This window comes from Tsuneonella suprasediminis (assembly GCF_003605755.1).
In the GTDB taxonomy this organism is placed as follows: Bacteria; Pseudomonadota; Alphaproteobacteria; order Sphingomonadales; family Sphingomonadaceae; genus Tsuneonella; species Tsuneonella suprasediminis.
The window spans coordinates 257,813-283,584 of the sequence record NZ_RAHJ01000019.1 but is presented as its reverse complement, the minus strand read 5'-3'; the positions used below and the strand labels follow the sequence as shown (position 1 = coordinate 283,584).

At 57.0% G+C, this 25,772-nt stretch carries 26 protein-coding genes and 1 tRNA gene; 17 read left to right on the top strand and 10 right to left on the bottom strand.

Annotation, left to right across the window (positions count from 1 at the left end; all coding sequences use genetic code 11):
* Positions 1-17: 17 nt before the first annotated feature.
* On the bottom strand, positions 18-1,028 hold the full coding sequence (locus D6858_RS11245; RefSeq protein ID WP_120110235.1) for a septal ring lytic transglycosylase RlpA family protein: 1,011 nt from the start codon (positions 1,026-1,028) through the stop codon (positions 18-20).
* The gene (locus tag D6858_RS11240; RefSeq protein WP_120110742.1) at positions 1,012-2,031 is read right to left on the bottom strand and encodes a lytic murein transglycosylase; all 1,020 of its coding nucleotides are present in this window, start codon (positions 2,029-2,031) and stop codon (positions 1,012-1,014) included. The genes D6858_RS11245 and D6858_RS11240 overlap by 17 nt, the downstream gene beginning before the upstream one ends.
* A gap of 120 nt (positions 2,032-2,151) precedes the next feature.
* Between D6858_RS11240 and D6858_RS11235 the strand changes: the two genes are divergently transcribed.
* A tRNA-Ser gene (locus D6858_RS11235) sits at positions 2,152-2,241 on the top strand.
* A gap of 28 nt (positions 2,242-2,269) precedes the next feature.
* Complete coding sequence (gene ribH / locus D6858_RS11230) at positions 2,270-2,689, top strand: 6,7-dimethyl-8-ribityllumazine synthase (protein ID WP_120110231.1); 420 nt, start codon at positions 2,270-2,272, stop codon at positions 2,687-2,689.
* Between the two features lie 12 nt (positions 2,690-2,701).
* Here ribH and D6858_RS11225 read toward each other — a convergent pair whose 3' ends face one another.
* Entirely contained in the window at positions 2,702-4,786 is a 2,085-nt protein-coding gene (locus tag D6858_RS11225) for a M13 family metallopeptidase (protein ID WP_120110229.1), read from the bottom strand.
* Positions 4,787-4,904: 118 nt separating this feature from the next.
* Positions 4,905-6,191 carry a phosphopyruvate hydratase gene (gene eno, locus D6858_RS11220; RefSeq protein ID WP_120110226.1) on the bottom strand — a complete coding sequence of 429 codons (1,287 nt, stop codon included), beginning with the start codon at positions 6,189-6,191 and terminating at the stop codon, positions 4,905-4,907.
* 140 nt (positions 6,192-6,331) lie between these two features.
* On the opposite strand from eno, the gene D6858_RS11215 reads away from it, so the two are divergent.
* The 5 genes from D6858_RS11215 to D6858_RS11195 all read left to right on the top strand — a co-directional run bounded on the left by D6858_RS11215 (position 6,332) and on the right by D6858_RS11195 (position 8,659).
* A complete protein-coding gene (locus tag D6858_RS11215) occupies positions 6,332-6,940 on the top strand; it encodes a hypothetical protein (protein ID WP_240623820.1) in 609 nt (202 codons plus the stop codon).
* Positions 6,941-6,965: 25 nt separating this feature from the next.
* Entirely contained in the window at positions 6,966-7,373 is a 408-nt protein-coding gene (locus D6858_RS11210) for a phage holin family protein (protein WP_165859696.1), read from the top strand.
* The gene (locus D6858_RS11205; RefSeq protein WP_120110221.1) at positions 7,370-7,723 is read left to right on the top strand and encodes a hypothetical protein; all 354 of its coding nucleotides are present in this window, start codon (positions 7,370-7,372) and stop codon (positions 7,721-7,723) included. Before D6858_RS11210 ends, D6858_RS11205 begins: the two co-directional genes overlap by 4 nt.
* A 50-nt stretch (positions 7,724-7,773) precedes the next feature.
* A complete protein-coding gene (locus tag D6858_RS11200; protein ID WP_120110218.1) occupies positions 7,774-8,301 on the top strand; it encodes a hypothetical protein in 528 nt (175 codons plus the stop codon).
* Between the two features lie 115 nt (positions 8,302-8,416).
* Positions 8,417-8,659: a DUF4170 domain-containing protein gene (locus tag D6858_RS11195; protein ID WP_120110215.1), complete on the top strand. Its 243-nt coding sequence runs from the start codon at positions 8,417-8,419 to the stop codon at positions 8,657-8,659.
* 54 nt (positions 8,660-8,713) lie between these two features.
* Here D6858_RS11195 and greA read toward each other — a convergent pair whose 3' ends face one another.
* The 3 genes from greA to carA all read right to left on the bottom strand — a co-directional run bounded on the left by greA (position 8,714) and on the right by carA (position 13,879).
* On the bottom strand, positions 8,714-9,190 hold the full coding sequence (gene greA, locus D6858_RS11190) for a transcription elongation factor GreA (protein WP_120110213.1): 477 nt from the start codon (positions 9,188-9,190) through the stop codon (positions 8,714-8,716).
* Between the two features lie 101 nt (positions 9,191-9,291).
* On the bottom strand, positions 9,292-12,615 hold the full coding sequence (gene carB, locus D6858_RS11185; protein WP_120110210.1) for a carbamoyl-phosphate synthase large subunit: 3,324 nt from the start codon (positions 12,613-12,615) through the stop codon (positions 9,292-9,294).
* A gap of 82 nt (positions 12,616-12,697) precedes the next feature.
* A complete protein-coding gene (carA, locus tag D6858_RS11180) occupies positions 12,698-13,879 on the bottom strand; it encodes a glutamine-hydrolyzing carbamoyl-phosphate synthase small subunit (protein WP_120110208.1) in 1,182 nt (393 codons plus the stop codon).
* A gap of 149 nt (positions 13,880-14,028) precedes the next feature.
* On the opposite strand from carA, the gene D6858_RS11175 reads away from it, so the two are divergent.
* From D6858_RS11175 to D6858_RS11160, 4 genes are all read left to right on the top strand, one after another.
* Positions 14,029-14,481: a GatB/YqeY domain-containing protein gene (locus tag D6858_RS11175; RefSeq protein ID WP_120110206.1), complete on the top strand. Its 453-nt coding sequence runs from the start codon at positions 14,029-14,031 to the stop codon at positions 14,479-14,481.
* A gap of 74 nt (positions 14,482-14,555) precedes the next feature.
* Positions 14,556-16,451: a DNA primase gene (dnaG, locus tag D6858_RS11170; protein ID WP_120110203.1), complete on the top strand. Its 1,896-nt coding sequence runs from the start codon at positions 14,556-14,558 to the stop codon at positions 16,449-16,451.
* A gap of 11 nt (positions 16,452-16,462) precedes the next feature.
* Positions 16,463-18,499 (top strand): RNA polymerase sigma factor RpoD, encoded by a 2,037-nt coding sequence (gene rpoD, locus D6858_RS11165; RefSeq protein ID WP_120110201.1) that lies wholly within the window; start codon positions 16,463-16,465, stop codon positions 18,497-18,499.
* A 174-nt stretch (positions 18,500-18,673) separates the two neighbouring features.
* The gene (locus D6858_RS11160) at positions 18,674-19,219 is read left to right on the top strand and encodes a DUF2059 domain-containing protein (protein WP_165859695.1); all 546 of its coding nucleotides are present in this window, start codon (positions 18,674-18,676) and stop codon (positions 19,217-19,219) included.
* A 3-nt stretch (positions 19,220-19,222) separates the two neighbouring features.
* On the opposite strand, the gene D6858_RS11155 is transcribed toward D6858_RS11160, so the two are convergent.
* Entirely contained in the window at positions 19,223-19,927 is a 705-nt protein-coding gene (locus D6858_RS11155; protein ID WP_165859694.1) for a helix-turn-helix domain-containing protein, read from the bottom strand.
* A 286-nt stretch (positions 19,928-20,213) separates the two neighbouring features.
* On the opposite strand from D6858_RS11155, the gene rpiB reads away from it, so the two are divergent.
* The 5 genes from rpiB to D6858_RS11130 are packed head-to-tail and all read left to right on the top strand — an operon-like array spanning position 20,214 to position 23,401.
* Complete coding sequence (rpiB, locus tag D6858_RS11150) at positions 20,214-20,654, top strand: ribose 5-phosphate isomerase B (RefSeq protein WP_120110194.1); 441 nt, start codon at positions 20,214-20,216, stop codon at positions 20,652-20,654.
* Between the two features lie 14 nt (positions 20,655-20,668).
* Positions 20,669-21,988 carry a serine hydroxymethyltransferase gene (gene glyA, locus D6858_RS11145; RefSeq protein WP_120110191.1) on the top strand — a complete coding sequence of 440 codons (1,320 nt, stop codon included), beginning with the start codon at positions 20,669-20,671 and terminating at the stop codon, positions 21,986-21,988.
* 5 nt (positions 21,989-21,993) lie between these two features.
* Positions 21,994-22,206 (top strand): hypothetical protein, encoded by a 213-nt coding sequence (locus D6858_RS11140; RefSeq protein WP_120110189.1) that lies wholly within the window; start codon positions 21,994-21,996, stop codon positions 22,204-22,206.
* A gap of 9 nt (positions 22,207-22,215) precedes the next feature.
* Complete coding sequence (gene nrdR / locus D6858_RS11135; protein WP_120110187.1) at positions 22,216-22,692, top strand: transcriptional regulator NrdR; 477 nt, start codon at positions 22,216-22,218, stop codon at positions 22,690-22,692.
* Entirely contained in the window at positions 22,682-23,401 is a 720-nt protein-coding gene (locus D6858_RS11130; protein WP_120110735.1) for an RNA methyltransferase, read from the top strand. Before nrdR ends, D6858_RS11130 begins: the two co-directional genes overlap by 11 nt.
* Positions 23,402-23,436: 35 nt before the next feature.
* Here D6858_RS11130 and D6858_RS11125 read toward each other — a convergent pair whose 3' ends face one another.
* Entirely contained in the window at positions 23,437-23,751 is a 315-nt protein-coding gene (locus D6858_RS11125) for a chorismate mutase (RefSeq protein ID WP_120110184.1), read from the bottom strand.
* 209 nt (positions 23,752-23,960) lie between these two features.
* Between D6858_RS11125 and rpsD the strand changes: the two genes are divergently transcribed.
* Positions 23,961-24,575, top strand: coding sequence for a 30S ribosomal protein S4 (gene rpsD / locus D6858_RS11120; protein ID WP_120110181.1), 615 nt, complete (start codon positions 23,961-23,963; stop codon positions 24,573-24,575).
* A gap of 69 nt (positions 24,576-24,644) precedes the next feature.
* Here the strand turns inward: rpsD and tgt are convergent, their stop codons facing one another.
* Positions 24,645-25,772: a tRNA guanosine(34) transglycosylase Tgt gene (gene tgt, locus D6858_RS11115; protein WP_120110178.1), complete on the bottom strand. Its 1,128-nt coding sequence runs from the start codon at positions 25,770-25,772 to the stop codon at positions 24,645-24,647.

The following is a 25,772-nucleotide window of genomic DNA, read 5'->3' as shown; positions in this document are numbered from 1 at the left end:
GGACGGGAGCCGGCGGATCAGCTGGTAGGAATGACTCGTGCGTCGCTATAACCGGCAGCCCTCACCTTGACGAGAGCCGCTTCGGCCTGTCCACGGGTGCGATAGGGCCCGCTGCGGACCAGATAGAGATTTCCCGAACGGGTGACGGAACCGCCAACCGAACGAGCCGCGCGATCGGCATTGCCTTTGACCGAAAACGCTCCCGCCTGAATCAGAAAGCCATCGGATATATCGGCTTTCGATTTCTCGGTCGGCGCAGGCTTTTGTTTGGCGGCAGAGGATGACGCAACTGGCGGAGCGGCAGGAGCGGTTGCAAGTGGCTTCAGCGCGTAACCTTCCGCCGGCGCTTTATCGACAATCGGTGGTTTCTTCGGCCCCTTGGTCTCACGCGGCGCTTTCACAGATGTCGCAACCGGATCGGCCGGTGAGACGGTACTCCGCAAACTCGCCTCTCCGCTTGGCGGTAGCTTGCGTTTCAGCACTTCGACCAGTGATTTGGGAGTTTCCAGCCGTTCGCCTGCCGGGCGACCGGTGCGCAGCTCTGCGCGTTCAATTTCTGGTGGATTGACCCGGCGAACCCGCACGGGAGTCCCGTCCGACGCGGCGAGCTGACTGGCGGCATCGGGCGACAAAGCGACCAGCCGTGAATTCGTCATCGGACCGCGCCGCTCCACGCGAACGAGAATTGTCTTGCCGGTTTCGAGCGAAGTAATTTCAACGTAGGAGGGCAGAGGAAGCGTCTTACTGGCCGCAGTGACGCCGTCCCCCTGATCGAGCGCGGCATATCCGACCCGATCATAATTGAGCGTATCGCTGGGAGTGTAGGTTTCGCCGTCGATCGTAAATGGATCGCCCAGCACCATTGGGTAGTCCGCTGCGGGACCCCGCTTGACGACGCTGTCCTGCCCAACCGGCGCGATGCCTGCCGACTTGGGATAGCCGGAACTGCCACCGGCTCCACAGCCGGTAAGCAGCACAAAACTCAGCGCGGCAAGCGCACCGAAACGAACATCACCGGGCAATCTCATCTGCAAGCAACCCCACACTCATCGCGTAGTAATTCGAGCAGTTATATTCGAGGATAACCCGATAATTTGAGGTTAACAGCCATGCCGGTGTCCCGGCGCCGTCTGGCTGAAAGAGTGCCGTCATTGTTGAGTCGGGAAGGTAAACCTGCGGTTGCACACCAAGCCGTTTCCACTCGGCGACTGTCTTCCAGCGGCTCTGTCGTTCATGAACGCGTGGGCATACCGGCGAATTCAATTTGCTGGCAACAGATGCCCAGTCAAAGCCTGCAGGGACACTCGCCCGCACGCCCCATGGTTGCCCGGCGCGCCATCCGGCATCGCGGAAGTAGTTGGCGATAGAGGCCAATGTGTCAGCTCGGCTGTTCCAGATATCCCGATGGCCATCACCGTCACCATCCTGAGCCAGACGGAGGTAGATGCTGGGCAGAAATTGCGGGTTCCCGAACGCCCCGGCCCAGCTCCCTTTTAAAGTGGAGCGGTTGACACCGAGATCGGCGATTTTGAGTAGATCCACGAACTCGGTTGCAAACAATTCGCGACGGCGGCCTTCCCACGCGAGAGTCGCAAGGCTGCGCGCAAGATCGAAATCGCCGGTGTAGCTGCCATAATTCGTCTCATGACCCCAGATCGCGACCAGTATCGATGCCGGAACGCCATACCGCTGCTCGATCCGGTTCCGTAAACTGCCCAGCGCAGCATATTCACGCCGTCCGCCTGAAATTCGGGCGCTGTCGACGTGGCGATCGATATAGGGAGCAAGCGGCGGATAGCCACTTCGCGTGGGTGTTCCGGGCTGACTTTGATCCAGTGAAATTACCCGCGGATTGGCGGTGAGGTCGAAGGTCATCCGCTGGATCGTCTGCTCGCTTACGCCTTCCGCTCTCGCTCTGGCGATCAGTAGCTGGAGATAGGCGTCGAACGGCATATCCTGTGCAGACGCGGGAACGGCCGAACAAAACGTGGCGGCAATCGAAAGCAGGATAGCTGAAAATCTGAAACGCATAATCTCTGTCTTTTCACAGCCGATCCGATTGTTCAAACACCAATCGTCATATTGCCTTCATGGTTCCGCAAACCGATAGGTGACAAGTGGCTTTCATGCAGCTAGCGGGGGTGCCCGAGCGGACAGGTGGCAGAGTGGTTGAATGCACCGGTCTTGAAAACCGGCGTGGGTGCAAGCCCACCGTGGGTTCGAATCCCACCCTGTCCGCCATCTGCCCCTTGTTGACCGGAGTATTCCCGTGGCCCGCTTCCTGATCGTCGAAGCCCGATTCTACGAACATCTCAACGATATGCTTGTTGCTGGTGCTCGCAACGCTCTGGAAGCGGCCGGTCATGCGGTTGAAGTGCTCACTGTTCCAGGGGCGCTGGAAATACCCGGCGCGATCTCACTGGCAGCGGAAAGCGGTCAGTTCGATGGCTTCGTCGCGATCGGCGTTGTGATCCGTGGCGAGACCTACCATTTCGAAATCGTGGCCGGGGAAAGTGCGCGCGGAATCATGGCGCTCACGATGGATGGCATCGCTATTGGCAACGGAATCCTGACTGTCGAGGATGAACAACAGGCTCTTGTTCGGGCCGATCCGCAACAGAAGGACAAGGGCGGGGAAGCTGCGAAAGCCGCCATCGCCCTGCTCGATCTGCAACAGAAGTTCGCCTGATCGCTGACGGCCTTACCAGACGGTAACCCGCTTTTCAGGCGGCAAGTACAGCTTGTCGCCCGGCTTGACGTCGAACGCCTTGTACCAGGCCTCCAGATTGCGGACGGTGAGCGCACGGTATTGTCCCGGTGCGTGACCATCGGTGGCAATGCGTTGCCGCATCGCCGCTTCACGCATCTTTGTCGCCCATGTCTGACCAAATGCGATGAAGAAACGCTGGTCACCGGTGAAACCATCAATCGTCGGCGCTTCTTTCCCGCCAAGCGATTTGCGGTACGCCTGATAGGCGGCCTGTAAACCCGCCACATCGGCGATATTTTCACCCAGTGTCAGCTTACCGTTCACATGGAGACCCGGGTACGGCGAATACTGATCGTATTGTGCCGCCAGTGCCCTGCCCGCCTCTGCGAATTTTGCCTTGTCCGCGTCGGTCCACCAGTTCCGCATCGCTCCGGTAGAATCGAATGCGGCACCGTTGTTGTCGAAGCTATGGCTGATTTCGTGGCCAATCACCGCACCGATCGCACCATAGTTATACGCCGGATCGGCCTTCGGGTCGAAGAACGGTGGTTGCAAGATCGCCGCCGGGAAATTCAGCGCATTCTGCACCGGCAGGTTGACCGCGTTGACCAGCTGGGCATTCATCCACCACTCGCCGCGATCCTGCGGTTTGCCGATTTTGGCAAGCTGCTGAGCGTAACGCAGGCGGCGCGCAGCCTGAAGATTGTAATATGGCTCCCCAGCCTTCAGGCCCAGCGATGAATAATCAGTCCACTTGTCGGGATAGCCAACGCCGACGACGATCCCTTTGACCTTCTTTTCAGCCTCTTGTTTTGTTTCCGGTGCCATCCAGTCAAGCTTGCCGATACGTTCGGCAAATGCCTGCTTGATATTTGCCACCATTCCTTCGATTTCGGCTTTGGACGACGCCGGGAAGAATTTCTCGACGTAAAGTTTGCCCAGCGCATCGCCGAGATATGTGTTGACGGATTCGAGCACGCGCTTGTCGCGGGGGCGCTGCTTTTCAGCGCCTGAGAGCTTCTGGCCGTAAAATTCGAAATGAAGCTGGTCGAGCTGCGTCGGCAAGGCTTCGGTGCTCGAATTGATCTGGTGAAACAGCAGCCAGTCTTTCCACGCATCCAGCGGCTCAGACGCGACCAGCGCTGAAATTTTGGCGATCGCTGTCGGGTGGTAAGCGTCGAACGAATCGAATGAAGCAAGCTTTGCACCCTGGAAAAAGGCATCCCAGTCGATCCCCGGTGCGTTTGTTTTGAAGTCGTCCTTCATCCAGATATCGCTCGCCTTGGTCCAGTCTTCGCTATCTTCGCGCGACGCATGGGCAGCGGCAATTTTCATTTCGAGCCTATAGATGCGCCGGGCCTTCGCATCCGCATCATCGATATGCGCGGCGTCGAGCAAATTGGCGATATATTTGCGATAGTCCTGGCGCAAAGCGGCCATCTTCGGATCGGAGGAAAGGTAATATTCCCGCTCGGGCATGCCCAAACCGCCTTGCAGGATATAGGGCACGACATCGCCCCCCTTGAGTGCCTGCGTCACGAACACACCAAAAAGGTTCTCGGTCCAGAAATTGGTGGCATTGAGCGGGTCGACATCCGCCCGTACCTGACTGCCAAGAACCTCGGCGAGAGCCTGCTTATCCGTTATTGCGTCGAAACGCGCGACATCGTTTTCCGCAGGGCGCATGCCGGCCGCGTCAATCGATTTGGTATCGAGCAAACTGTCGTAGAATGTTTTAACACGGCCCATATCGCTATCGCCATCGGGCTTCGATTTCTGGATATCAGCGATCAGCTCGGCCAGATTTTTTTCGGTTTGTTCGCTGGCAATCGTGAAACCGCCAACGCTGGAGCGATCTGCCGGGATGGTTGTTGTTTCCATCCACTTGCCATCGACATAACGATACCAGTCATCGCCCGGTTTGGCCTTGGTATCCATCCAGTCGGTACGGATCCCAATTTCGCCAGTCGTGCCTTTCGTCTCTGCAGGCTGCTCAGCGCTCATCTTGCAGCCAACCGGCCCTAATGTAGCAGTCGCTGTGCCAAGCAGGAGAGCTGCGATCAGGCGAGTATTCATACACGAATCCTTGTCGCAGATACGGACGCAGACAGCCCGCGCCCGTATCTGGCTAAAGGTGCGTGTTATCGTTCCGGTAACCGCTCTGCAATCACATGGTCACGGTTGGCCGCATGCCTCAGGCGGTCAGTCGCCCAAAGCAGCCCTTGCCGGCATAAATCGCGCTATCGCCCAGCTCTTCCTCAATACGGATCAACTGGTTGTACTTCGCCAACCGGTCCGAACGGGCAAGGCTGCCGGTCTTGATCTGTCCGCAATTCGTGGCAACGGCGAGATCGGCGATAGTCGCATCTTCAGTTTCGCCCGAGCGATGGCTCATCACGCATGTATAGCCCGCACGATGAGCCATATCGACGGCTTCCAGCGTTTCGGTCAGCGATCCGATCTGGTTCACCTTGACCAGCAGCGAATTGGCCATGCCCTGTTCGATACCCATGGCAAGCCGTTTCGGGTTGGTCACGAACAGATCGTCACCTACCAGCTGAACCTTGCGCCCCAGCAATTCGGTCACAGCCTTCCAGCCTGCGAAGTCGTCTTCCGCCATGCCGTCTTCAATCGAACGAATGGGATAATCGTTGCACAGATCGGCAAGATATCGCGCCATCTCCTCGGGTGAGAGTGAGGCCCCCTCCCCCATCAGTTCGTACTTTCCGTTCACGAAGAATTCGGTCGATGCCGCATCGAGCGCCAGCGCGATATCCTCACCCGGCTTAAATCCGGCCTGCTCGATAGAAGCCATGATGAAATCGAGTGCAGCGCGCGTGCTCGCGATGTCAGGGGCAAAACCACCCTCATCCCCCACCGATGTGGAAAGCCCCTTTTCCGAAAGGCCTTTTTTCAGGGTATGGAACACTTCTGCGCCCCACCGCACTGCTTCGGTAAGGCTTGGTGCCCCGACCGGCATGATCATGAATTCCTGAATATCAATGGGGTTGTCGGCATGCTCCCCCCCATTGATGATGTTCATCATCGGCACCGGCAGAACATGAGCCGATACTCCACCGATATAGGAATAAAGCGGCAAGCCGCGCGCGTTCGCGGCAGCTTTGGCAACGGCGAGGCTCGTGCCGAGGATCGCGTTTGCACCGATGCGCCCCTTGTTCTCAGTCCCATCGAGAGCGATCATCGCCAGATCGATGTCGCGCTGATCTTCGGCATCGAGGCCAAGCACGGCATCGGCGATTTCGGTGTTCACCGCATCAACAGCCTTGGTCACACCTTTACCCAGATAACGCCCCTTGTCGCCATCGCGCAGTTCGACAGCCTCGTGCGCACCGGTCGAAGCGCCGGAAGGCACCGCGGCGCGGCCAAAGCTGCCGTCTTCCAGCAGAACGTCGACCTCCACCGTCGGGTTGCCCCGGCTGTCGAGGATTTCGCGGCCGTGGATATCGATAATGGCGGTCATATCAAACTGCTCCGTTGCAGAGGTGTTGTAAAAGCCTAACACACTCCCATATCGGGGATGCACGCGCCCTGTATGCGGCGGAACAATGTCGCGCAAGTTGCGTTGCAACATGGAGGCATTTGTCCCACAATCGGGGGCAGATGGATTCTTTATTCGACCGTAAAGGAAATCGACTGATGGCCGAAGCGACCAAGACAACCAAGAAACCGGCTCCGCGCAAGAAAGCTGCCGCCGCTGCGGCCGCAGCTGAAGTGGTTGCCGCAGGTTCGGACAACACTGCAGAAGCGAAAAGCCGCTTCAACGCTGCACTGGAAGAAGCGAAAGCTGGCGCCGCCGCGCTCAAGACCGAAGCTGGCGAACGGGCCAAAGCCTATCGTCAGCAGGCCACCGAACGTGGCGATGACTGGGCCGCCGAGGTCAAGCAATATGGCGAGCAGGCCAAAGGCAAGGCAGGCGAACTGGCCACCGAAGGCAAAGGCAAAGTTGCTGAAGCGCTCTCCGCTCTGGGCAAGGCGGTGTTCGATACCGCTCCAACTGTCGATGACAAGCTGGGCGCAAAATATGGCGATTACGCCCGCACTGCTTCACGCTCGTTGCAGGAAACCTCTGCCAAGCTAGACGCTAAAAGCGTTGACGAACTGGGCGAAGATGCCCGCGAATTCGTTCGTAAGAGTCCGGGGCTGGCGGTCGGTCTCGCCGCGGTGAGCGGATTCCTGCTCGCGCGGTTGTTCCGCGGTCGCAAAGACTGAGCCGCCTGTATTGGGGGGCGGAAAGTTGGCTGAACGAGATCCGCAGATAGATTTGCCCGCCGATGAGGAATCGGCGGGCAATCAATACGAACAATCTGCTGAAGAGCGGTCCCTGGCGGACGACATCCTCGATCTGATTGAGGATGGAAAAACGTATGCCGAAGCTGAATTGCAGTTTCAGAAGTCTCGAGTGGCGTTTGTCGCTGATAAAGGGCGCAAAGGGGCGGTGCTGGCAATTTCGGCGCTTCTGCTTTTGCATCTCGCGGTTGTGACGCTTGCGCTCGGTGCTGTGATTGCATTGTCTCCCACGCTCACCCCGTGGGGCGCGACCGGCTTGGTCGTCGGCGCCCTGATATTTATTGCGATCCTTCTGGGCGTTGGTGCCAGACGCTATTTTTCGCGCCTTGGCGATGCTTTTGGAGGCGGCAAATGAGCGGCTCCATCGACGACCGCATGTTTCAGGACCGTATCATGCGCGATGCCGCAAAGGCGGTGGTTATGACAGACATTGCCAATATCAAAGCCGATTTGGCAGCGCGAAGCGTGGGAGACCGCGTCGCCGATCGGATTAGCGATAGCGCACTGGGCGTGTTTGAAGAGGCAATAGAGGTTGCCGATAACAACAAGGGCGCTCTCGCCGCTCTGCTAGGCGCGATTGCGCTATGGTTTGCGCGTAATCCGATTGTCGCCCTTTTCGTTGGTGAGGAGGACGGCGATAACGAGGACGAAGGCGACGATGATATTCTGGTGGAAGAGGAACAATCGTCTGACCACACTCGTTAAATTGAAACCACTCGCTTTTTATTGAACTCGCTTAATCAGGAACGATCCCGATGTCTGACGATGCCCTCCCAAGCGCGCCTGCCATGACTCCCGAAGAAAAGCGGGCAGAATTGCGCGAAAAGATCGAAGCTGCCGAAGCCCGCAACGAACAGCGTACTCTCGCAGATCAGGCGAAGGCCGCTCAGCAAACAGCAACCGATTTCGTTAAAGCCCATCCATTGGCGACTGTTGCCGGTGCTCTTGCCATTGGCGCAACAATCGCAGCGATCGTTCCCGGTCCGGGTCGTCGGCTGCGTAAGAAAGCGACCAGGCGCGGTTCGGCACTTGCTGGCGCATTGGCGGAATTGGGCATCGCTTATGGCGCTCAGTTATTGGACAGTGCCAATCAGGCTGCTCGTGTCGGACAGGATCGTCTTGAAGATATAGGCGATTCTATCGGAGATAGCGCGCGCAGTGTGCGCCGCGAGGCGGGTTATCTGGCCGGTGAAGTTAGCGATACCGCGCGCATATTGAAGCGCAAAGGTAGCAAGAAAGCTAATCGTATTGCGCGCAAGGTTCATGAACGGCTGAACCACTAACGCGCAACTTGCCTCTACGACATACGACCATTTTACGGCACGTCGGGCTTTTCCTGACGTGCCGTTTTGCTTATGGGCGAGACCTCTCTCCCTCTCCCAAGCAACAGGTTTCAATATGAGCCAAGGTACAACGTCCAAACAGTTACTCCATCTGGTAATGGGTGGTCGGGTCACCGATCCTCGTACGCTCGAATTCGAAAATCCCGAAGAAATTGACGTAGTCGGCGTATTTCCCAGCTACACAGCGGCGGTGGACGCATGGCGCGGCGCGGCGCAGCGCACTGTGGACGATGCAGAAATGAAATATGTGATTGTGCATCTGCACAAACTGCTCGACCCGGAAGCCGAGGGGGTCTGAGCCAACCATGTACAAGATGGGTGGCGGGGCAACATGCCCCGCCCACTCAATCGATCAGATGAATTCGATCTTGTCGACGAGGTAAAATTTGTCGCCAGAAGGAACGGTGACCTCGATTTCATCACCCACCTGTTTGCTGATCAACGCGCGACCGAGTGGTGAGTTGTAGCTGATCCGGCCGACCTTTGCGTCTGCTTCGGTCTGCCCAACAATCTGATACTTCACCGGTTTGTCGTTTTCATCCAACAAGGTAACGGTAGCGCCGAACACGATCTTGTCACCTGACATCGATGTCGGATCGATAATCTGTGCACGGCTAACGCGATCTTCCAGCTCTGCGATCTGCGCTTCGACCTGACCTTGCCGCTCTTTAGCAGCGTGGTATTCGGCGTTTTCCGACAGATCGCCGTGTGCACGCGCCTCTTCGATCGCGTCGACAATTTTGGGACGCTCTGCACGCAGGGTTTTAAGATCGGCAGTCAGCCGCTCGTAGCCCTCGGCAAGCATCGGAACTTTTTCCATCGTGGCCATTCCCTGTTTCCTTCGACTTCCCCGAGGACAATTTATCGCTGGGCCGCTTCGGAGAAACGGCAACAAACCAGTCTGAATGTCTGGGGAGGAGTGCGGTTGTTTCAGTTATAATAGTCTTGCAACGGTCGCACTTCAAGCTGGCTTGCTCTCACCTGTGTAATTGCGCGTGCCGCAGCGAGGCTGGCCGCTGCTGTGGTATAGTATGGCGTCCTCGATTCAAGAGCCGACGCACGGATCGATTTGGAATCGAGCAACGATTGCCATCCTTCGGTCGTATTGAAGATCAGCGCGATTTCGTGATCAACGATCCGGTCCACAATATGCGGCTGCCCTTCCGCGACTTTATTTACCCGCTCGACCGCAAGGCCCTGCTCCTCCAGATAACGCTGCGTTCCGCCGGTTGCTATTACTGAAAAGCCATGCTCGATCAGGTCTTTGACGGCAGGAAGAACGATCGCCTTGTCGCTATCCTTTACCGATACGAAAAGTACCCCGCTATCAGGCAATGTCGCACCTGATCCAAGTTGCGATTTAAGGAACGCGGTTGGAAAGTCGCGGTCAATCCCCATCACTTCGCCGGTTGACTTCATTTCCGGTGTTAAAGCGGGATCGGACCCGGCAAAGCGGGTGAAAGGAAATACAGCTTCCTTGACTGCCATATAGTCCAGATTGCGGCGGAAAGGTTCGAAATCGGCCAGCTTTTCGCCTGCCATTACCCGGCTGGCGATTTTGGCGACCGGCTGCCCTATCGCCTTGGCGACGAATGGGACCGTGCGGCTTGCACGCGGGTTGACTTCGATCAGATAGACTTCGTCGTCTTTTACGGCAAACTGCACGTTCATCAAACCGCGAACGCCCAATGCCAGCGCCAATGCCTCCGCCTGTCGTTCCATTTCGGAAACGATATCAGGCGAAAGCGAATAGGGCGGCAACGTCGCGGCGCTATCGCCAGAATGCACACCGGCTTCCTCGATATGTTGCATAACACCGGCAACGCGAACTTCCGTTCCATCGCACAGGGCATCGACATCGGCCTCTATCGCATCGCGCAGATATTGATCGACCAGCACCGGGCTGTCGCCCGAAACATTCACCGCGGTTGCAATATAGTCGTCAAGCTGGGCTTCGCTGTCGACGATTTCCATCGCCCGACCACCCAGCACATAACTGGGGCGCAACAACACCGGATATCCGATACGCGCAGCCACCGCGGCAGCTTCGTCCCGGCTTTTGGCAATACCGTTCAAGGGTTGCCTGAGGCCAAGTTGACCAACCAGTTTAGCGAAACGTTCGCGGTCTTCCGCCAGGTCGATGGCATCGGGGCTGGTTCCGAGGATCGGAATCCCCTCGTCTTCCAGCGCCTGCGCAAGTTTAAGCGGAGTCTGTCCGCCAAACTGGACGATCACGCCGACTAACTCGCCGTTCTGTTGTTCGACCCGCAAGATCTCCAGCACGTCTTCCGCGGTCAGCGGCTCGAAATAGAGGCGGTCCGAGGTGTCGTAATCTGTGCTGACCGTTTCCGGGTTGCAATTGACCATGATCGTTTCGAAACCCGCCTCGCTCAGCGCGAAACATGCGTGTACGCAGCAGTAATCGAACTCGATGCCCTGACCGATACGGTTCGGTCCACCGCCAAGAATAACGATTTTGCGCCGATCGCTCGGTTCAGCCTCGTCTTCGGGTTCGCCAAAGCTCGGGGCTTCGTATGTCGAATACATATAGGGGGTGATGGCTTCGAATTCCGCTGCACAGGAATCGATCCGTTTGAACACCGGCAACACGCCGAGTTTGTGGCGCAATGCGCGCACTTCTTCTTCGCTGGTTGCCCCAGCCATTGCTCTGAGCGTGTCATGCAACAACCCTGAGCGCCGGGCCTGTGTTTCTCCCAGACCTCCGGCAACACCGACTGAGCGCACCGCGAGGGTCGCGAGCCGCTTGTCGGAAAAGCCCATCGCCTTCAAGCGGCGCAATTGAGCGGCGTCACTCGGCAAGCCGCGTTCCATCACGACATTTTCGCAAGCGATAATCTCTTCGATCTGGCGCAGGAACCAGGGATCGTAACCGGTGATTTGCTGAATATCTTCTACCGTGAAGCCTTCACGGAACGCCTGCCCGACATTCAAAAGACGATCGGGCGTCCGCTTGGCAAGCGCAGCGGTGATGGCATCCTTCGTTGCGCCTTCCAGATCGATCTGACGATTGAACCCATCCAGCCCCGTTTCCAGCCCACGAAGCGCCTTTTGCATCGATTCCTGAAAGTTGCGCCCAATCGCCATCACCTCACCGACCGATTTCATGGCCGTGGAGAGCGAGGCGTCAGTGCCCTTGAATTTTTCGAAAGCAAAACGCGGGATCTTGGTCACGACATAGTCGATGGTCGGCTCGAAACTCGCCGGAGTGGCACCGGTGATTTCGTTGGTAATTTCATCCAGCGTATAACCAACCGCCAGCTTTGCAGCGACACGCGCAATTGGAAAACCAGTGGCTTTCGACGCCAGAGCGGACGAACGCGAAACCCGCGGGTTCATTTCGATCACGATCAGGCGACCGTCTTTCGGGTTGACCGCGAACTGTACGTTCGATCCACCGGTCTCCACCCCGATCTCGCGCAGAACCGCAATACTTGCCGAGCGCATGATCTGGTATTCTTTGTCAGTCAGCGTCAGTGCGGGGGCGATGGTAATCGAATCCCCGGTGTGCACGCCCATCGGATCGACATTTTCGATCGAGCAGATGATAATCGCGTTGTCGTGCCGGTCGCGCACGACCTCCATCTCATATTCTTTCCATCCAAGCAGCGATTCCTCGATCAGCACTTCGGTGGTGGGGCTGGCATCCAGCCCTTCGCGTACGATCCGCTCGAACTCGGCCTTGTTATAGGCGATACCGCCGCCAGTACCGCCGAGCGTGAAGCTGGGGCGAATAATCGAAGGCAGACCGGTGCGTTCGAGGACGGCAAATGCCTCATCCAGCGTGTTGGCCACACCGCTGCGCGCCGACTCCAATCCGATCTTATCCATCGCTTCGCGGAAACGCTGGCGGTTTTCTGCTTTGTCGATCGCATCGGCATCGGCGCCGATCATCTGCACGCCAAACTTTTCCAGAGTGCCATCGTTGAAAAGAGCCAGCGCACAGTTCAACGCAGTCTGCCCGCCCATCGTCGGCAGCACAGCATCAGGCCGCTCTTTCTCGATGATCTTGGCCACAATTTCGGGTGTGATCGGCTCGACATAAGTGGCGTCGGCGAATTCTGGATCGGTCATGATCGTCGCCGGGTTGGAATTGACGAGGATGACGCGATAGCCCTCCTCCTTCAAAGCCTTGATCGCCTGCGTGCCCGAATAGTCGAACTCGCACGCCTGACCGATAACGATCGGCCCGGCACCGATTACGAGGATGGATGAGATATCAGTGCGTTTGGGCATTTGTTTCGTACTCAGATTTTCGCGCTGATAGAGCGCACGGGCCGGTTGTAGTCTGGGGCAGTCACGATACGATCGGACATTATTACCCCAACATCCTCACGAATTTCTCAAACAGATAGAAACTGTCCTGCGGGCCGGGGCTCGCTTCGGGATGATACTGCACACCGAATGCCTTCTTGCCACTGATAGCGATGCCGCAGTTCGATCCGTCGAACAGCGATATGTGGGTTTGCTCCACCCCGGCGGGGAGACTGTCAGCGTCGACGGCAAAGCCGTGGTTCATCGAGGTAATCTCGACCAGATCACGGGTTTCGCCCCAGCTTTCCCCGACACGCTGGACCGGATGGTTGGCCCCCCGGTGCCCCTGATGCATCTTCACCGTTTTCGCGCCCGCCGCCAGCGCGAGCATTTGATGACCAAGGCAGATGCCGAACAACGGAATATCCCGCTCCAGCAAAGCCTGAATCACCGGCACAGCATATTCACCCGTCGCCGCCGGATCGCCCGGCCCATTAGAGAGAAACACCCCGTCGGGCTTGAGGGCAAGAATAGCCTCCAGCGAAGTTTTCGCAGGGACAACAGTGACTCGCGCGCCAGCCTTCACCAGATTGCGAAAAATATTATCCTTCGCGCCATAATCGATGGCGACGACATGCGGGCGATTGTCCCAGGCGGCGCGGGCATAGCCCGTACCTAGCGCCCACGGGCCCCCGCCCCACTTTTCATCTTCATGGCGCGTAACACGGGGGGCGAGATCCATACCTTCAAGCCCCTGCCATTCCTGCGCCCGCTTAATCAGCGCAGGAACATCGAACTTCCCATCGGGTGCATGTGCGATCACCGCGTTGGGAGCCCCGTTCTGGCGAATGCGCCGAGTCAGCGCGCGGGTATCGATCCCGGACAAGCCGATCTTGCCGTTCTTCTCCATCCATTCGCCAAACTGTTGTTCAGCGCGGAAGTTCGAATGCGGGGTCACCGTTTCGCGCACCACACAACCGACCGCACCTTCAACGTGCGATTCAATATCTTCCCCGTTCGCACCGACATTGCCGATATGCGGAAAAGTGAAAGTCACGATCTGCGCGGCGTAGGAGGGGTCTGTCATAACCTCCTGATATCCGGTCATCGCCGTGTTGAAGCACACCTCGCCAACTGCGCTGCCCGTCGCGCCAAAACCCCTGCCCCATATTACTGTACCGTCAGCAAGAACGAGAACTCCCGTGGCTCCGTCAGGTTGCACACGAGAAGTTGCGGGGTCGGCCATAGGGGGCGCTCCGAGTCAGGGGGTTTCCGGCGATGTCGCTAAGACCCAGCCGCTAGGCCTGCTTGCGTGCCTCGTCAACCTGTCCAAGTGCGTTTATTCCGGCTAAGCGCGTGAACAACACCCCTCATTCCACAGGAAAGACCGACACAATGCTCCGCGATGATCTCAAGCAGGCCCAGATTGCAGCAATGAAGGGTGGCGAGAAAGACCGCCTCGCCGCAGTACGCCTGATCCTCGCCAAAGTGAAAGATCGCGATATCGAACTGCGGACCGGCAAGGCTGCTGGCGATGACGATACCGTGATTATCGATGTGCTTCAGAAAATGGCCAAGCAGCGCCGCGAATCGATCCAGATGTATCGCGACGGCGGGCGCGATGAATTGGCCGATAAGGAAGCGTCTGAACTGGCCGTCATTGAAGAATTCCTCCCCGCCCAAATGGGTGAAGAAGAAACGAAGGCGAAGATCGAAGCTATTAAAGCCGAACTTGGGGCCGATAGCATGAAGGATATGGGCAGGGTTATGGCCGAACTAAAGGCGCGCCACGGAACCCAGCTGGACATGGGCAAAGCAAGCGGATGGGTGAAAGATTCGCTGAGCTGATCGCCATCCGTCTGCCCGGCGAAATTTTCTGGTCCCGCTCGACTTCCTGAAACGGGTAGCGCAATACTGCTTGCATGCTTTCACCCCAATGGCTTGACGAACTGCGTGCGCGGATAACGCTATCCAGCGTTATTTCGCGCACGACCAAGCTGCAGAAAGCCGGGCATGAATGGAAAGCGTGCTGTCCATTCCACAATGAGAAGTCGCCAAGCTTTACCGTTTCCGACCAGAAGGGCTTCTATCACTGCTTCGGATGTGGAGCGCATGGCGATGTCATCCGCTGGATGACCGATCAGCGCGGCCTGTCATTCATGGATGCGGTGAAGGAACTGGCCGCGGAAGCCGGGATGGAAGTCCCCGCCCCTGATCCGCGCGCCGCGCAACAGGCTGAACAGCGCGCCACGCTTAACGATGTTTGCGAAGCGGCACAGCAATGGTTCGTTGCCAATCTTGCAGGCGAGCGCGGAACCAAGGCGCGCGATTATTTGGCTTCGCGCGGTTTCAATTCGCGCACGGTGGAGCGCTTCGGTTTCGGCTACGCGCCGGTCGATCGGCAAGCCATGAAAGCGGCCTTGTCCCATTTCGAAGAGCCGCTGCTGATCGAATCCGGCCTGCGTATCGCTGTCGATGACAAGGAGCCTTACGACCGTTTTCGTGACAGGCTCATGCTGCCAATTCAGGACGCACGTGGCCGCGTGATCGGATTTGGGGGGAGAATTCTCGACAGCGACACGAAAGCCCCGAAGTATCTCAACAGCCCTGACACGCCGTTATTCGATAAAGGGCGCACACTATACAATCTGCATCGCGCCGGTCCCGCCAGTCGCCAGACCAATCGGGTTATCGTTGTCGAAGGCTATATGGATGTGATCGCGCTGTCCGCAGCCGGGATAGAGGACGCGGTTGCCCCGATGGGCACGGCCCTGACCGAACGACAACTTGGCTTATTGTGGCGTATGGTCGACACGCCAGTCCTGTGTTTCGATGGCGACAGCGCGGGCCAGCGGGCGGCTATGCGCGCAATTTCCAGGGCTTTGCCCTTGTTACAACCTGGTAAGACACTGGGGATCGTTCATTTGCCAGCAGGGCTCGACCCAGACGACCTGATAAAGCAAAGCGGCGTTCAGGCGATGGAAGACCTGCTTGTTTCTCCGAGCACACTCGTCGACACCTTGTGGAATGCCGAACGCGACGCCCACCCCCTCAATACGCCGGAAGACAAAGCCGGGCTGAAAGCCCGCCTGATGGCGCATGTCGATGCTATCGAACACTCGGATATCAAGGCACTCTATCGCCGCGAGTTGCTGGAGAAATTTTCTGCGTTCGCTTTTCCTCCCCGAGCACCCCGCCCTGCCCGCGCGAAACGCGATTGGAAAAGCGGGTTTGCCAAGTCAGCGCCACCGCCCCTTTCGCCAGAGGCAGCCAACAGGCTCCGCAAAGTAATCGAAGGTGGTTCGCGGGATATACTCGCTTCGGCTGTTCTTGCCGGATTACTGCGCTTCCCCGATCAAATCGCTGCCCACGCTGACGAACTGTCACGCTTTGCTGTTGTTGACAAAAAGATCGGCCCCGCCCTGGATTCGTTGATAGAAGCTGCAGAGATGCTTGATCCCAGCGCAAAAACGCCCATATCAGCACCCGCTGGTCTATCCGCGCCACTGGATAAAGCCCGTTTTGCCTTCCTTAGAGAAGGAACCGATCCGCACGAGGCGCGCGAAGTCTTGGCCGAAGCCATATCGTTGCTGGTCGAAAGGCCTGCGCTGGAAGCCGCCATTTCCGCGGCAACTGCGCGATTTGCTATCGATCCCGAGGGCGCGTTTGCCGAACAAAAACGCCTGAGGGAACGAATGCTGGAAAATCAGCAGCGACTCGGGCAAATGGCAAGCAAGCGGGCCGCCGGCGCGGCTCATGATAATTCAGGCGATCCGCAAGCTGGCGGGAACAGCGAAGCGGACGAGACAACGGATTGATACGGAACCAGATGGCAAGCGACGACGGTAACGGCAAAGACGACGCCCCCCTCATCGACCTCAACGAAGCTTCGATCAAGAAGCTCATCACGCGCGCCAAGCGTCGCGGATACGTGACAGTCGACGAGCTTAACGAAGCTCTCCCGCAGGATCAGCTTTCGTCAGAGCAGATCGAGGACGTCATGTCCGCCATCAGCGAAATGGGCGTCAATATCGTTGAAAAAGATGAAGACGCCGAAGAGGATAGTGACTCCGACGAAGGTGTCGACGCACTCGATTCTTCTGACGATAGTGATGACAGCGATGATGGCGGTGCTGCCACCAAAGCAAAACCCGCCGCTGCGAAGAAGAAAGAAACTGTTGAGCGCACCGATGACCCGGTGCGAATGTACCTGCGCGAAATGGGCGCGGTGGAATTGCTCAGCCGCGAAGGCGAAATCGCTATCGCCAAACGTATCGAGGCTGGGCGCGACACGATGATCATCGGGCTTTGTGAAAGTCCGATTACATTTCACGCGATCATTCAATGGTCCGAGGCTCTCAATGCCGAGGAAATGCAGCTGCGCGAAATTCTCGATCTCGATGCCATGCTCTCCAAGGAACCTCCCGTCGATAAGATGGAAGAGGGTGCCGAAGACGACGACGATGGCGAAATCTCCGAAGAAACAGCCGGCCCCACCATTCGCGACGATGATGACGAAGACGAGGATGCCGATGCTGACGATGAGGACGGCGAAGAAGGCTCGTCCAAGCGGCGCGAAGAAGAGGATGACGAGGACAACACCTTGTCGCTCGCGCAGATGGAAGCTGCGCTTAAGCCGGACGCTCTCGAACGCTTCGCGCGCATTACCGACCTGTTCAAGAAATTCGAAAAGCTTCAGGCGGAGCGCGTCGACGTGCTCGGCCGGGGAGAAGATTTTCCGGCAGCGAAGGAAAAGAAATACGAGGAACTGCGCGAACAGCTGACCGCAGAGGTTGAAAGCGTTCAGTTTCACGCGAGCAAGATCGAATTCCTGGTCGATAATCTCTACGCATTTAACCGCCGCCTGACCGCCCTGGGCGGCCAGATGCTGCGCCTTGCGGAGCGCCATAAAGTTAAGCGGGTCGACTTCCTCAATGCCTATATCGGCAACGAGCTGGACGATAACTGGCTGACGGATAACGCCAAGAAGGATAAAAAATGGGCCGCTTTCGCAGAGAAAGAGGCTGACGCCGTCGAGCGTATCCGCGCTGAAATCGCAGACATTGCCAGCCAGACCGGTATGGCTCTGCCAGAGTTTCGCCGAATCGTTAACATGGTCCAGAAGGGCGAACGCGAAGCGCGTATCGCCAAGAAGGAAATGGTCGAGGCGAACCTTCGGCTGGTGATTTCGATTGCCAAGAAATACACCAATCGAGGCCTGCAATTCCTGGATTTGATTCAGGAAGGGAACATCGGCCTGATGAAGGCGGTCGATAAATTCGAATACCGCCGCGGCTACAAATTCAGCACTTATGCCACCTGGTGGATCCGTCAGGCGATCACGCGCTCGATTGCAGATCAGGCACGTACGATCCGCATTCCGGTGCATATGATCGAAACGATCAATAAACTTGTGCGAACGAGTCGACAGTTCCTCCACGAACAGGGCCGCGAACCGACACCGGAGGAAATGGCCGAGCGCCTTTCCATGCCTCTGGAAAAAGTTCGCAAAGTTATGAAGATCGCCAAGGAACCGATCAGCCTGGAAACGCCGATCGGGGATGAAGAAGATTCGCACCTTGGCGACTTCATTGAAGACAAGAACGCCATTATCCCGGTGGATGCGGCGATCCAGTCCAACCTCAAGGAAACGGTTACGCGCGTGCTCGCCAGCCTCACCCCGCGTGAGGAACGTGTGCTTCGTATGCGGTTTGGCATCGGCATGAACACCGATCACACGCTGGAAGAAGTCGGTCAGCAATTCTCGGTGACACGTGAACGTATCCGGCAAATCGAAGCAAAGGCTTTGCGTAAGCTGAAGCACCCGAGCCGCAGCCGGAAAATGCGTAGTTTCCTCGATCAATAAGGCGCATATCGGCGAGGCAATGTGGAAGCTTTGCCCCGCCTATTTGATGTGAGGCCAGGCATCCATAACCGGAATATTCTTGTGGTTCGTCACACCTTCGCGGCCTGTGCTGCGTTTACATTCGCATATTCTGCCGCAGTTGCTCACAGTACCGAATCTGCTTCACCTGCCCCGGTGACTGCTGCTGAATCCACGAGGCATTCTGACGCAACGGCATTGGAGCAGGCACAGGCGATCGTTCGGATCATGTTCCCGCCAGAAACCCGTGAACAAACGTTTGCCAAAACTATCGACGATATGCTGGGACAGTTTCGGCGGGCGATGAAGGTCGACAGTGTACCGGATGCCGGGCTTCGAAAAATGCTGAACGATCAGTTCGACGCGATGCCCGGCTTGCTGATGCCTACAGTCAGGGAATATTTGCCACAGATTCTCGATGCCACTGCACTGGCATATACACACGAGTATTCGCTGGATGAACTCAGGCATATTCGCGCTTTCGCCGAAACACCTGCCGGAAGCCGCTACTTACAAACTTCGATGAAGCTGCTCGGCGACCCAGCTGTCGCCAAAGTTAATGAAGCCTATTTGGAGGCTATTCAAAAGGTTCAGCTTGCCGAACGTGAGCGTATGCAAGCTGAAATCGTTGACTACCTGAAAAAGCACCCAGACGTCGCCGCTAAATTGCAGGGCAACCGTGTCCCGTCCTCGAACGAGTAATTATCAGTTGCCGAATGAAATAGTTATCGCCACATCTTCGGTACTGACGCCAGCCACCGCCGCGATCTTCGTCTTATAAAATTCTAATGCTTCACGCAGCGAACCCCGCTCTCCATCATCTGGAAAAAGGCTGGCGTCATTTCCAAACAACAACTCTCTAACCGAGCATTTGAAAATCTCGGCGAGCTGCTCCAACGATTGACTGCGTGGCACTGATGAATCCTTCTCCCAGTTCCACACTGTGACCTTGGAAACACCCAGTTGCCGCGCAAGATGGGATTGGCTCATTGCACGATCAGTCCGCAATCGCCGAAGTCTCTCCCCAAACGTTTCCTTATGAGAAACATCAATCTGTTCGTTTTTCAATGCTGTTCCACCCAATCTGAAGGTATTTGGGAGACGCTGAAATTCAGTATCGCTCAATGGGTGATCGAATTCACAGCCATGCATTAAGCCATTAACCCAAACGACCTTGGCTCGATGCACAACATCGTCAACAAGACAGAGGTCAATGGTCTCACCCTGGACCATCTTATCTTGTGTTTCCAATATGATAGCTGTCTGGGAAATCGAGCGAACAGCACAACATTCGCTGCCTTCTCCCTGCCAGTTTTCATTGGCGTGAAAAACAAGCGGACGGCACACTTCTGTCTGTCCGCAATTATTGCGAACATCCTTGTCCCATTCCCGAGCATTCGACTTGTCCATCTCAGGTGCGTCCCACCACTTATTTACAGCAGTGTGTATAGGGTAATCCATGATGAACGCAAGATAACCATAAACTATGTCTATTTATCATGTACTTAAATTGATTTCATAAGAAAAATGGCCGTTTTCGTTCAATTCTTCCTAACGATAACGCCGCAAAATCACTCGTGATTCCGTGCCAAAAATCCCGCAAAAACGAACACGCATCGCTGTCCAATCCAGCATGGGTCGTTGAAATGCCACAGAAGGGGTGGAGAAGCCGACAAGAGTTGCCTATGCGCCACGCATGAGAATCGCCATCGCCTCCGATCACGCCGCGCTCGATATGAAAGCTGCTTTGTACGAGTGGCTCATTGAGCAAGGGCATGAAGTTGCCGACCTTGGGCCCTATGACGGGGAAGGTGTCGATTACCCTGACTATGGATACAAACTGGCGTCAGTCGTCGCAGATGGAACCGCTGACAGAGGGATTGCGCTCTGTGGGTCCGGCATTGGGATATCAATTGCGGTTAATCGAAACCCTGTCGTTCGGTGTGCGCAGGTTTCGGAGCCTTTGTCGGCAGGGCTGGCTCGTGAACATAATGACGCTAATTGCATTGCGATGGGTGCCCGGCTGATTGGCATTGAAATGGCTAAAGCCTGTGTAACATCCTTTCTTGGCACCGATTTCGCAGGTGGGCGTCACCAGCGCCGTGTCGATAAGCTTTCCTCTCCCGCCCTGTCTTGATTGAAGGAACCGGCATGACCACCACTATCGCTGACAATCTCTCAAGCACAACAGACATGACCCGCTTTTGGGGCGATGATCTGGCAACTGCCGATCCCGATATTTATGCCGCCATCCAGAACGAACTGGAGCGTCAGCGTACCAAGATCGAATTGATCGCAAGTGAGAATATCGCCAGCAAAGCGGTGCTCGAAGCGGCGGGCAGCGTGTTCACCAACAAATACGCCGAAGGGTATCCCGGCAAACGCTATTATGGCGGCTGCGAGTATGCCGACGTTGTGGAAACGCTGGCAATCGACCGCGCGACGAAGCTGTTCGGCTGCAATTTCGCCAATGTGCAGCCAAATTCCGGCAGCCAGATGAACCAGGCAGTGTTCCTCGCGCTGTTGCAGCCAGGCGACACATTTATGGGGCTTGACCTTAATTCAGGCGGCCACCTGACGCATGGATCGCCCGTTAATATGAGCGGCAAATGGTTCAACCCTGTCAGCTATGGTGTGCGGCAGGACAATGAACTGATCGATATGGACGCTGTGATGGCCACAGCGAAGGAGCATAAGCCGAAGCTCATAATCGCTGGCGGCACCGCCTATTCGCGGGTCTGGGACTGGGAAGCTTTCCGCAAGGTCGCGGATGAAGTCGGCGCCTATCTCATGGTGGATATGAGCCACATTTCAGGCCTGGTGGCCGGCGGCGCTCACCCCTCGCCGTTTCCCCATGCCCATGTCGTCACCACAACCACTCACAAGAGTTTGCGCGGCCCTCGTTCCGGCGTGATCCTGTGGAACGATGAAGAGCTGACCAAACCGATCAACATGGCGGTATTCCCCGGAATGCAGGGCGGCCCGCTGATGCACATCGTTGCCGCCAAGGCAGTCGCCTTTGCGGAAGCCTTGCGCCCCGATTTCAAAGATTACGCAGCCCGCGTCGTTACCAACGCCCGCGCGCTGGCGGAAGGAATCGAGGCTGGCGGCCTGCGGGTCGTTTCAGGCGGGACGGACAACCATTCCATGCTGGTGGATCTCACCGCTAAGGACGTCACAGGCAAAGATGCCGAGAAAGGTCTCGATCGCGCATGGCTGACCTGTAACAAGAACGGCATCCCGTACGACACGCGTAGCCCGTTTGTGACCAGCGGCATCCGTTTGGGCACACCCGCCGGAACCACGCGCGGCTTTGGCCCGGACGAATTCCGCACGATCGGCGGCCTCATTGCCGAGGTGGTCGATGGGCTCGCCAAAAACGGCGCGGAAGGGGATGCACAGGCGGAAGAAAGCGTCCGTCGGCGCGTTTCGGAGCTGTGCGTCGCGTTTCCCGTTTATCCCGGAAGGTAATAACGATGACCGATCCCAACCGGCAGGACTGGGTTGAAGACCTGAAATCCGAAGTGTCGGGGATGGCTAAGGACGGGATGCACCACCCTTCGACCAAACCGGTTCTGACGGGCGCCGCGATAGGTGCAGTTGTGGGCTTGTTCGTGCCGCCGCTGTCGTGGCCACTTGGCCTTGCTGCAGGCGCGGGTATTGCGCTCTACAACCGCATCAAGAAGTAAGTCAGACGAATGCGCTGCCCTTTCTGTGCCCATGACGATTCTCAGGTGAAGGATAGTCGTCCGACCGAAGACAACACTGCGATCCGTCGCCGCCGCCAATGCGAAGGCTGTGGAGCGCGCTTCACCACTTTCGAACGGGTCCAGTTGCGCGATGTGATCGTGGTCAAGGCGGGGCATGACGGGGAAACCGTACGCCGCGAACCGTTCGAACGCGCCAAGATCGAACAATCCGTCGCTCTGGCATGTCGTAAGCGCGGGATTGAGCAGGAACGGATCGATCAGCTTGTTTCCGGTATTCAACGACAAGTCGAAACCGCTGGCGACAACGAGATCCCTTCTGCCCGGATCGGAGAGATGGTGATGGACGGATTGCGCCACCTCGACAGCGTTGCCTATATTCGATTTGCGAGTGTTTATCGCGATTTTTCGGAAGCAAAGGATTTCGAAGAATTTGCCAGCACAGTGCGCGATGTCGGTGCAGGCTGACCTCCCGGTTATCGTTCTCGTCCGCCCTCAACTGGGCGAGAATATCGGCAAAGCGGCACGGGCTATGCTCAATTTCGGGCTGACCGAAATGCGGCTCGTTGCTCCGCGCGATGGCTGGCCCAATCCATCGGCCGGTCCTGCAGCATCGGGCGCAGATATCGTTCTGGAAAATGCCCAGATATTCGAGAGCGCTGCCGATGCGGTGGCCGATTGCGCGAACGTATATGCCACAACGGTTCGCAAGCGGGGGGTGACCAAACCAGTGGTAACCCCCGATGTTGCCGCACACGAAATTCATACCCAGCCGGGGCGCAGCGCGATCATGTTCGGGCCTGAAAGATCCGGGCTCGAAACCTCGGACGTTGCCCTTGCCCGCTCAATCCTGACGGTGCCGATCAATCCCGAATTTGGCTCTCTCAATCTCGCGCAGGCGGTGATTCTCTGTGCTTATGAATGGTCCAAGGGGGCAAAGCTCGAAACGCCGACCATTGAGGAGCTGCTTCCTCCTGCCCCACAAGAAGATTTGGAAGGGTTGATTGGTCATTTTGAGGCATTGCTGGAGCCAAAGCGTTACTTTTTTCCAGAATCCCGTTCAGAAGCGACCCGCCGTACATTACGCAATGTACTGACCAAGCCGGGCTGGAACCACCTCGAAATCCGCACTTTGCGCGGCGTCTTGAGTGCGTTGGAGCGACCAGCCCGTGATTAAAATGGCTATATTGACCAGTTTCCGACTGCGTCCCCTCAGTCTCGCCTGGTGCTGTCCCACCGGTGAAGTTCATAAGCAATCGAGCATTCCACCAGCTGATCCCAGATATCAGCCAGTTCGGATGCGGGAAGCCCGCGCTCTTCCGCGTCCGTGCGCGCGTTATTTATCACTTCTGCCTTGCGCCCTTCATCACGCACCGCTTCGCGGTCTGCCTTGATCCGAGCAGCGGCGCGCATGTAACCGAAACGTAGATCGAGCAGTTCCATCAAGGCGCGATCAGTCGCATCGACACCGGCCCGCACATCAGCCATAGTTTCGCAAACATCCGGCAGTTTAATAGCGTCTTCCATGATCGGGGCCCCTGCCCTGCCCCGCGGATTATGTCGAGCACCTATTGCGTAGCTTGACCTGTCACGACAACCTGCTAAGCGCGCCGCTTCGCATTTGGTCCCGCATCCCGGTGAAGCGGAGGCCGCGTTTGGTGATTGACCATACGGGCGATGCCGGGTTGAAGCGCGGCCGCTGGGGCACGCGACACGCAAATTGAAGGATACGACATATGTCGAAGCGCAAGAGCGCCAAGCACAAACTCGACCGCCGGATGGGCGAAAACATCTGGGGTCGTCCGAATTCTCCAGTAAATCGCCGTTCTTACGGCCCCGGCCAGCACGGTCAGCGTCGCAAGGGCAAGATGAGCGACTTCGGCCTTCAGCTTCGTGCCAAGCAGAAGCTGAAGGGCTACTATGGCGATGTGACTGAAAAGCAGTTCAAGCGCACCTATCAGGAAGCGTCGCGTATGAAGGGCGATACCGGTCAGAACCTGATCGGTCTGCTCGAACGTCGTCTTGACATGGTGGTCTATCGCGCCAAGTTCGCTCCGACGATTTTCGCTGCACGTCAGATCGTTTCGCACGGCCACATCCGCGTGAACGGCGTGAAGTGTAACGTGGCGAGCCGCCGTATCAATGTCGGCGATGTCATTTCGCTGGGCGACAAGGCCAAGGAAATGGCGCTGATCATCGAAGCGCAGAGCCTGCCCGAACGCGATATCCCCGACTATGTATCCGCCGATGGTACTGACAAGGTCACTTACAGCCGCGTTCCGACGCTGGACGAAGTGCCCTATCCGGTGACGATGGAACCGAACCTGGTTGTCGAATTCTATTCGCGCTAATTGGGTATCCAGTTATGAAAAAGGGCGGCCCTGCAAGGCCGCCTTTTTTATCTGATTTTCAGGCAGTTTCTAACTGCGCGAAAAATAGTCTCGTCGAAAATCGGATGCGAACAAGGCAAAGTGCCCTTTCACAATTGCATTCCGCATTCCAAACATGAGCTGCTGATAAAAGGACAGATTATGCTCGGTCAGCAGCATGGCACCGAGCATTTCCCCCGACTTGATAAGGTGGTGAAGGTAGGCGCGAGAATAAGTGCCGCACACAGAGCAGGAGCACCGCGTATCCAGTGGCTCCGTATCTTCGGCATGCCGGGCATTTCGCATGTTCAGCGGGCCATTCCACGTAAAAGCTTGGCCATTTCTGCCAGATCGAGTGGGCAAAACGCAGTCGAACATATCGACCCCGCGTTCGACCGCCCCCACCAGATCGTCCGGCTTACCAACGCCCATCAAATAGCGTGGCGCATCTTCAGGCAGTTGTTCGGGTGCAAAGTCGAGTGTAGCGAACATCGCCTCTTGACCTTCTCCAACCGCCAGCCCGCCAATGGCATAGCCATCAAAGCCAATTTCCTTCAGAGACTCTGCAGAGCGGGCACGAAGCCGTTCATCCAGCGCGCCTTGCTGAATCCCGAACAAAGCAGCCCGTTCAGCATGTTCGCCGCCACTATCAAATGCATCGCGACTGCGCTTAGCCCAACGCATAGAAAGCTCCATTGACGCGGCAATCTCTGCCAATGGACGATCAGCTCTGGGACATTCGTCGAATGCCATGACAATATCCGATCCAAGTAGACGCTGAATCTCCATCGATCGTTCGGGGGTCAGCATGTGCTTCGACCCATCAATATGGCTGCGGAAAGAAACCCCTTCCTCGGTCAGCTTGCGTAATTCGGACAGGCTCATCACCTGATAGCCGCCGCTATCCGTCAGAATAGGGCGATCCCAATTCATAAAGCGGTGCAACCCACCAAGGCGCGCCACTCGTTCCGCCCCCGGTCGCAACATCAGGTGATAGGTGTTGCCCAGAATGATGTCCGCCCCAGTTGCGCGAACGGCCTCCGGCTTCATAGCTTTCACTGTGGCGGCTGTTCCGACAGGCATGAAAGCAGGTGTGCGGATTTCGCCACGGTTCATGGCAATACGGCCAGTCCGCGCCTTACCATCGGTGGCAAGGATAGAAAACGCGAAACGATCCAC

Excerpts from the sequence above, each read along its gene's own strand:
- D6858_RS11245 (WP_120110235.1), bottom strand. The coding sequence starts at position 1,028 with ATGAGATTGCCCGGTGATGTTCGTTTCGGTGCGCTTGCCGCGCTGAGT.
- D6858_RS11240 (WP_120110742.1), bottom strand. The coding sequence starts at position 2,031 with ATGCGTTTCAGATTTTCAGCTATCCTGCTTTCGATTGCCGCCACGTTT.
- D6858_RS11225 (WP_120110229.1), bottom strand. The coding sequence starts at position 4,786 with ATGAATACTCGCCTGATCGCAGCTCTCCTGCTTGGCACAGCGACTGCT.
- eno (WP_120110226.1), bottom strand. The coding sequence starts at position 6,191 with ATGACCGCCATTATCGATATCCACGGCCGCGAAATCCTCGACAGCCGG.
- D6858_RS11215 (WP_240623820.1), top strand. The coding sequence starts at position 6,332 with ATGGATTCTTTATTCGACCGTAAAGGAAATCGACTGATGGCCGAAGCG.
- D6858_RS11205 (WP_120110221.1), top strand. The coding sequence starts at position 7,370 with ATGAGCGGCTCCATCGACGACCGCATGTTTCAGGACCGTATCATGCGC.
- D6858_RS11200 (WP_120110218.1), top strand. The coding sequence starts at position 7,774 with ATGTCTGACGATGCCCTCCCAAGCGCGCCTGCCATGACTCCCGAAGAA.
- D6858_RS11195 (WP_120110215.1), top strand. The coding sequence starts at position 8,417 with ATGAGCCAAGGTACAACGTCCAAACAGTTACTCCATCTGGTAATGGGT.
- greA (WP_120110213.1), bottom strand. The coding sequence starts at position 9,190 with ATGGCCACGATGGAAAAAGTTCCGATGCTTGCCGAGGGCTACGAGCGG.
- carB (WP_120110210.1), bottom strand. The coding sequence starts at position 12,615 with ATGCCCAAACGCACTGATATCTCATCCATCCTCGTAATCGGTGCCGGG.
- carA (WP_120110208.1), bottom strand. The coding sequence starts at position 13,879 with ATGGCCGACCCCGCAACTTCTCGTGTGCAACCTGACGGAGCCACGGGA.
- D6858_RS11175 (WP_120110206.1), top strand. The coding sequence starts at position 14,029 with ATGCTCCGCGATGATCTCAAGCAGGCCCAGATTGCAGCAATGAAGGGT.
- dnaG (WP_120110203.1), top strand. The coding sequence starts at position 14,556 with ATGCTTTCACCCCAATGGCTTGACGAACTGCGTGCGCGGATAACGCTA.
- rpoD (WP_120110201.1), top strand. The coding sequence starts at position 16,463 with ATGGCAAGCGACGACGGTAACGGCAAAGACGACGCCCCCCTCATCGAC.
- D6858_RS11155 (WP_165859694.1), bottom strand. The coding sequence starts at position 19,927 with ATGGACAAGTCGAATGCTCGGGAATGGGACAAGGATGTTCGCAATAAT.
- rpiB (WP_120110194.1), top strand. The coding sequence starts at position 20,214 with ATGAGAATCGCCATCGCCTCCGATCACGCCGCGCTCGATATGAAAGCT.
- glyA (WP_120110191.1), top strand. The coding sequence starts at position 20,669 with ATGACCACCACTATCGCTGACAATCTCTCAAGCACAACAGACATGACC.
- D6858_RS11140 (WP_120110189.1), top strand. The coding sequence starts at position 21,994 with ATGACCGATCCCAACCGGCAGGACTGGGTTGAAGACCTGAAATCCGAA.
- nrdR (WP_120110187.1), top strand. The coding sequence starts at position 22,216 with ATGCGCTGCCCTTTCTGTGCCCATGACGATTCTCAGGTGAAGGATAGT.
- D6858_RS11125 (WP_120110184.1), bottom strand. The coding sequence starts at position 23,751 with ATGGAAGACGCTATTAAACTGCCGGATGTTTGCGAAACTATGGCTGAT.
- rpsD (WP_120110181.1), top strand. The coding sequence starts at position 23,961 with ATGTCGAAGCGCAAGAGCGCCAAGCACAAACTCGACCGCCGGATGGGC.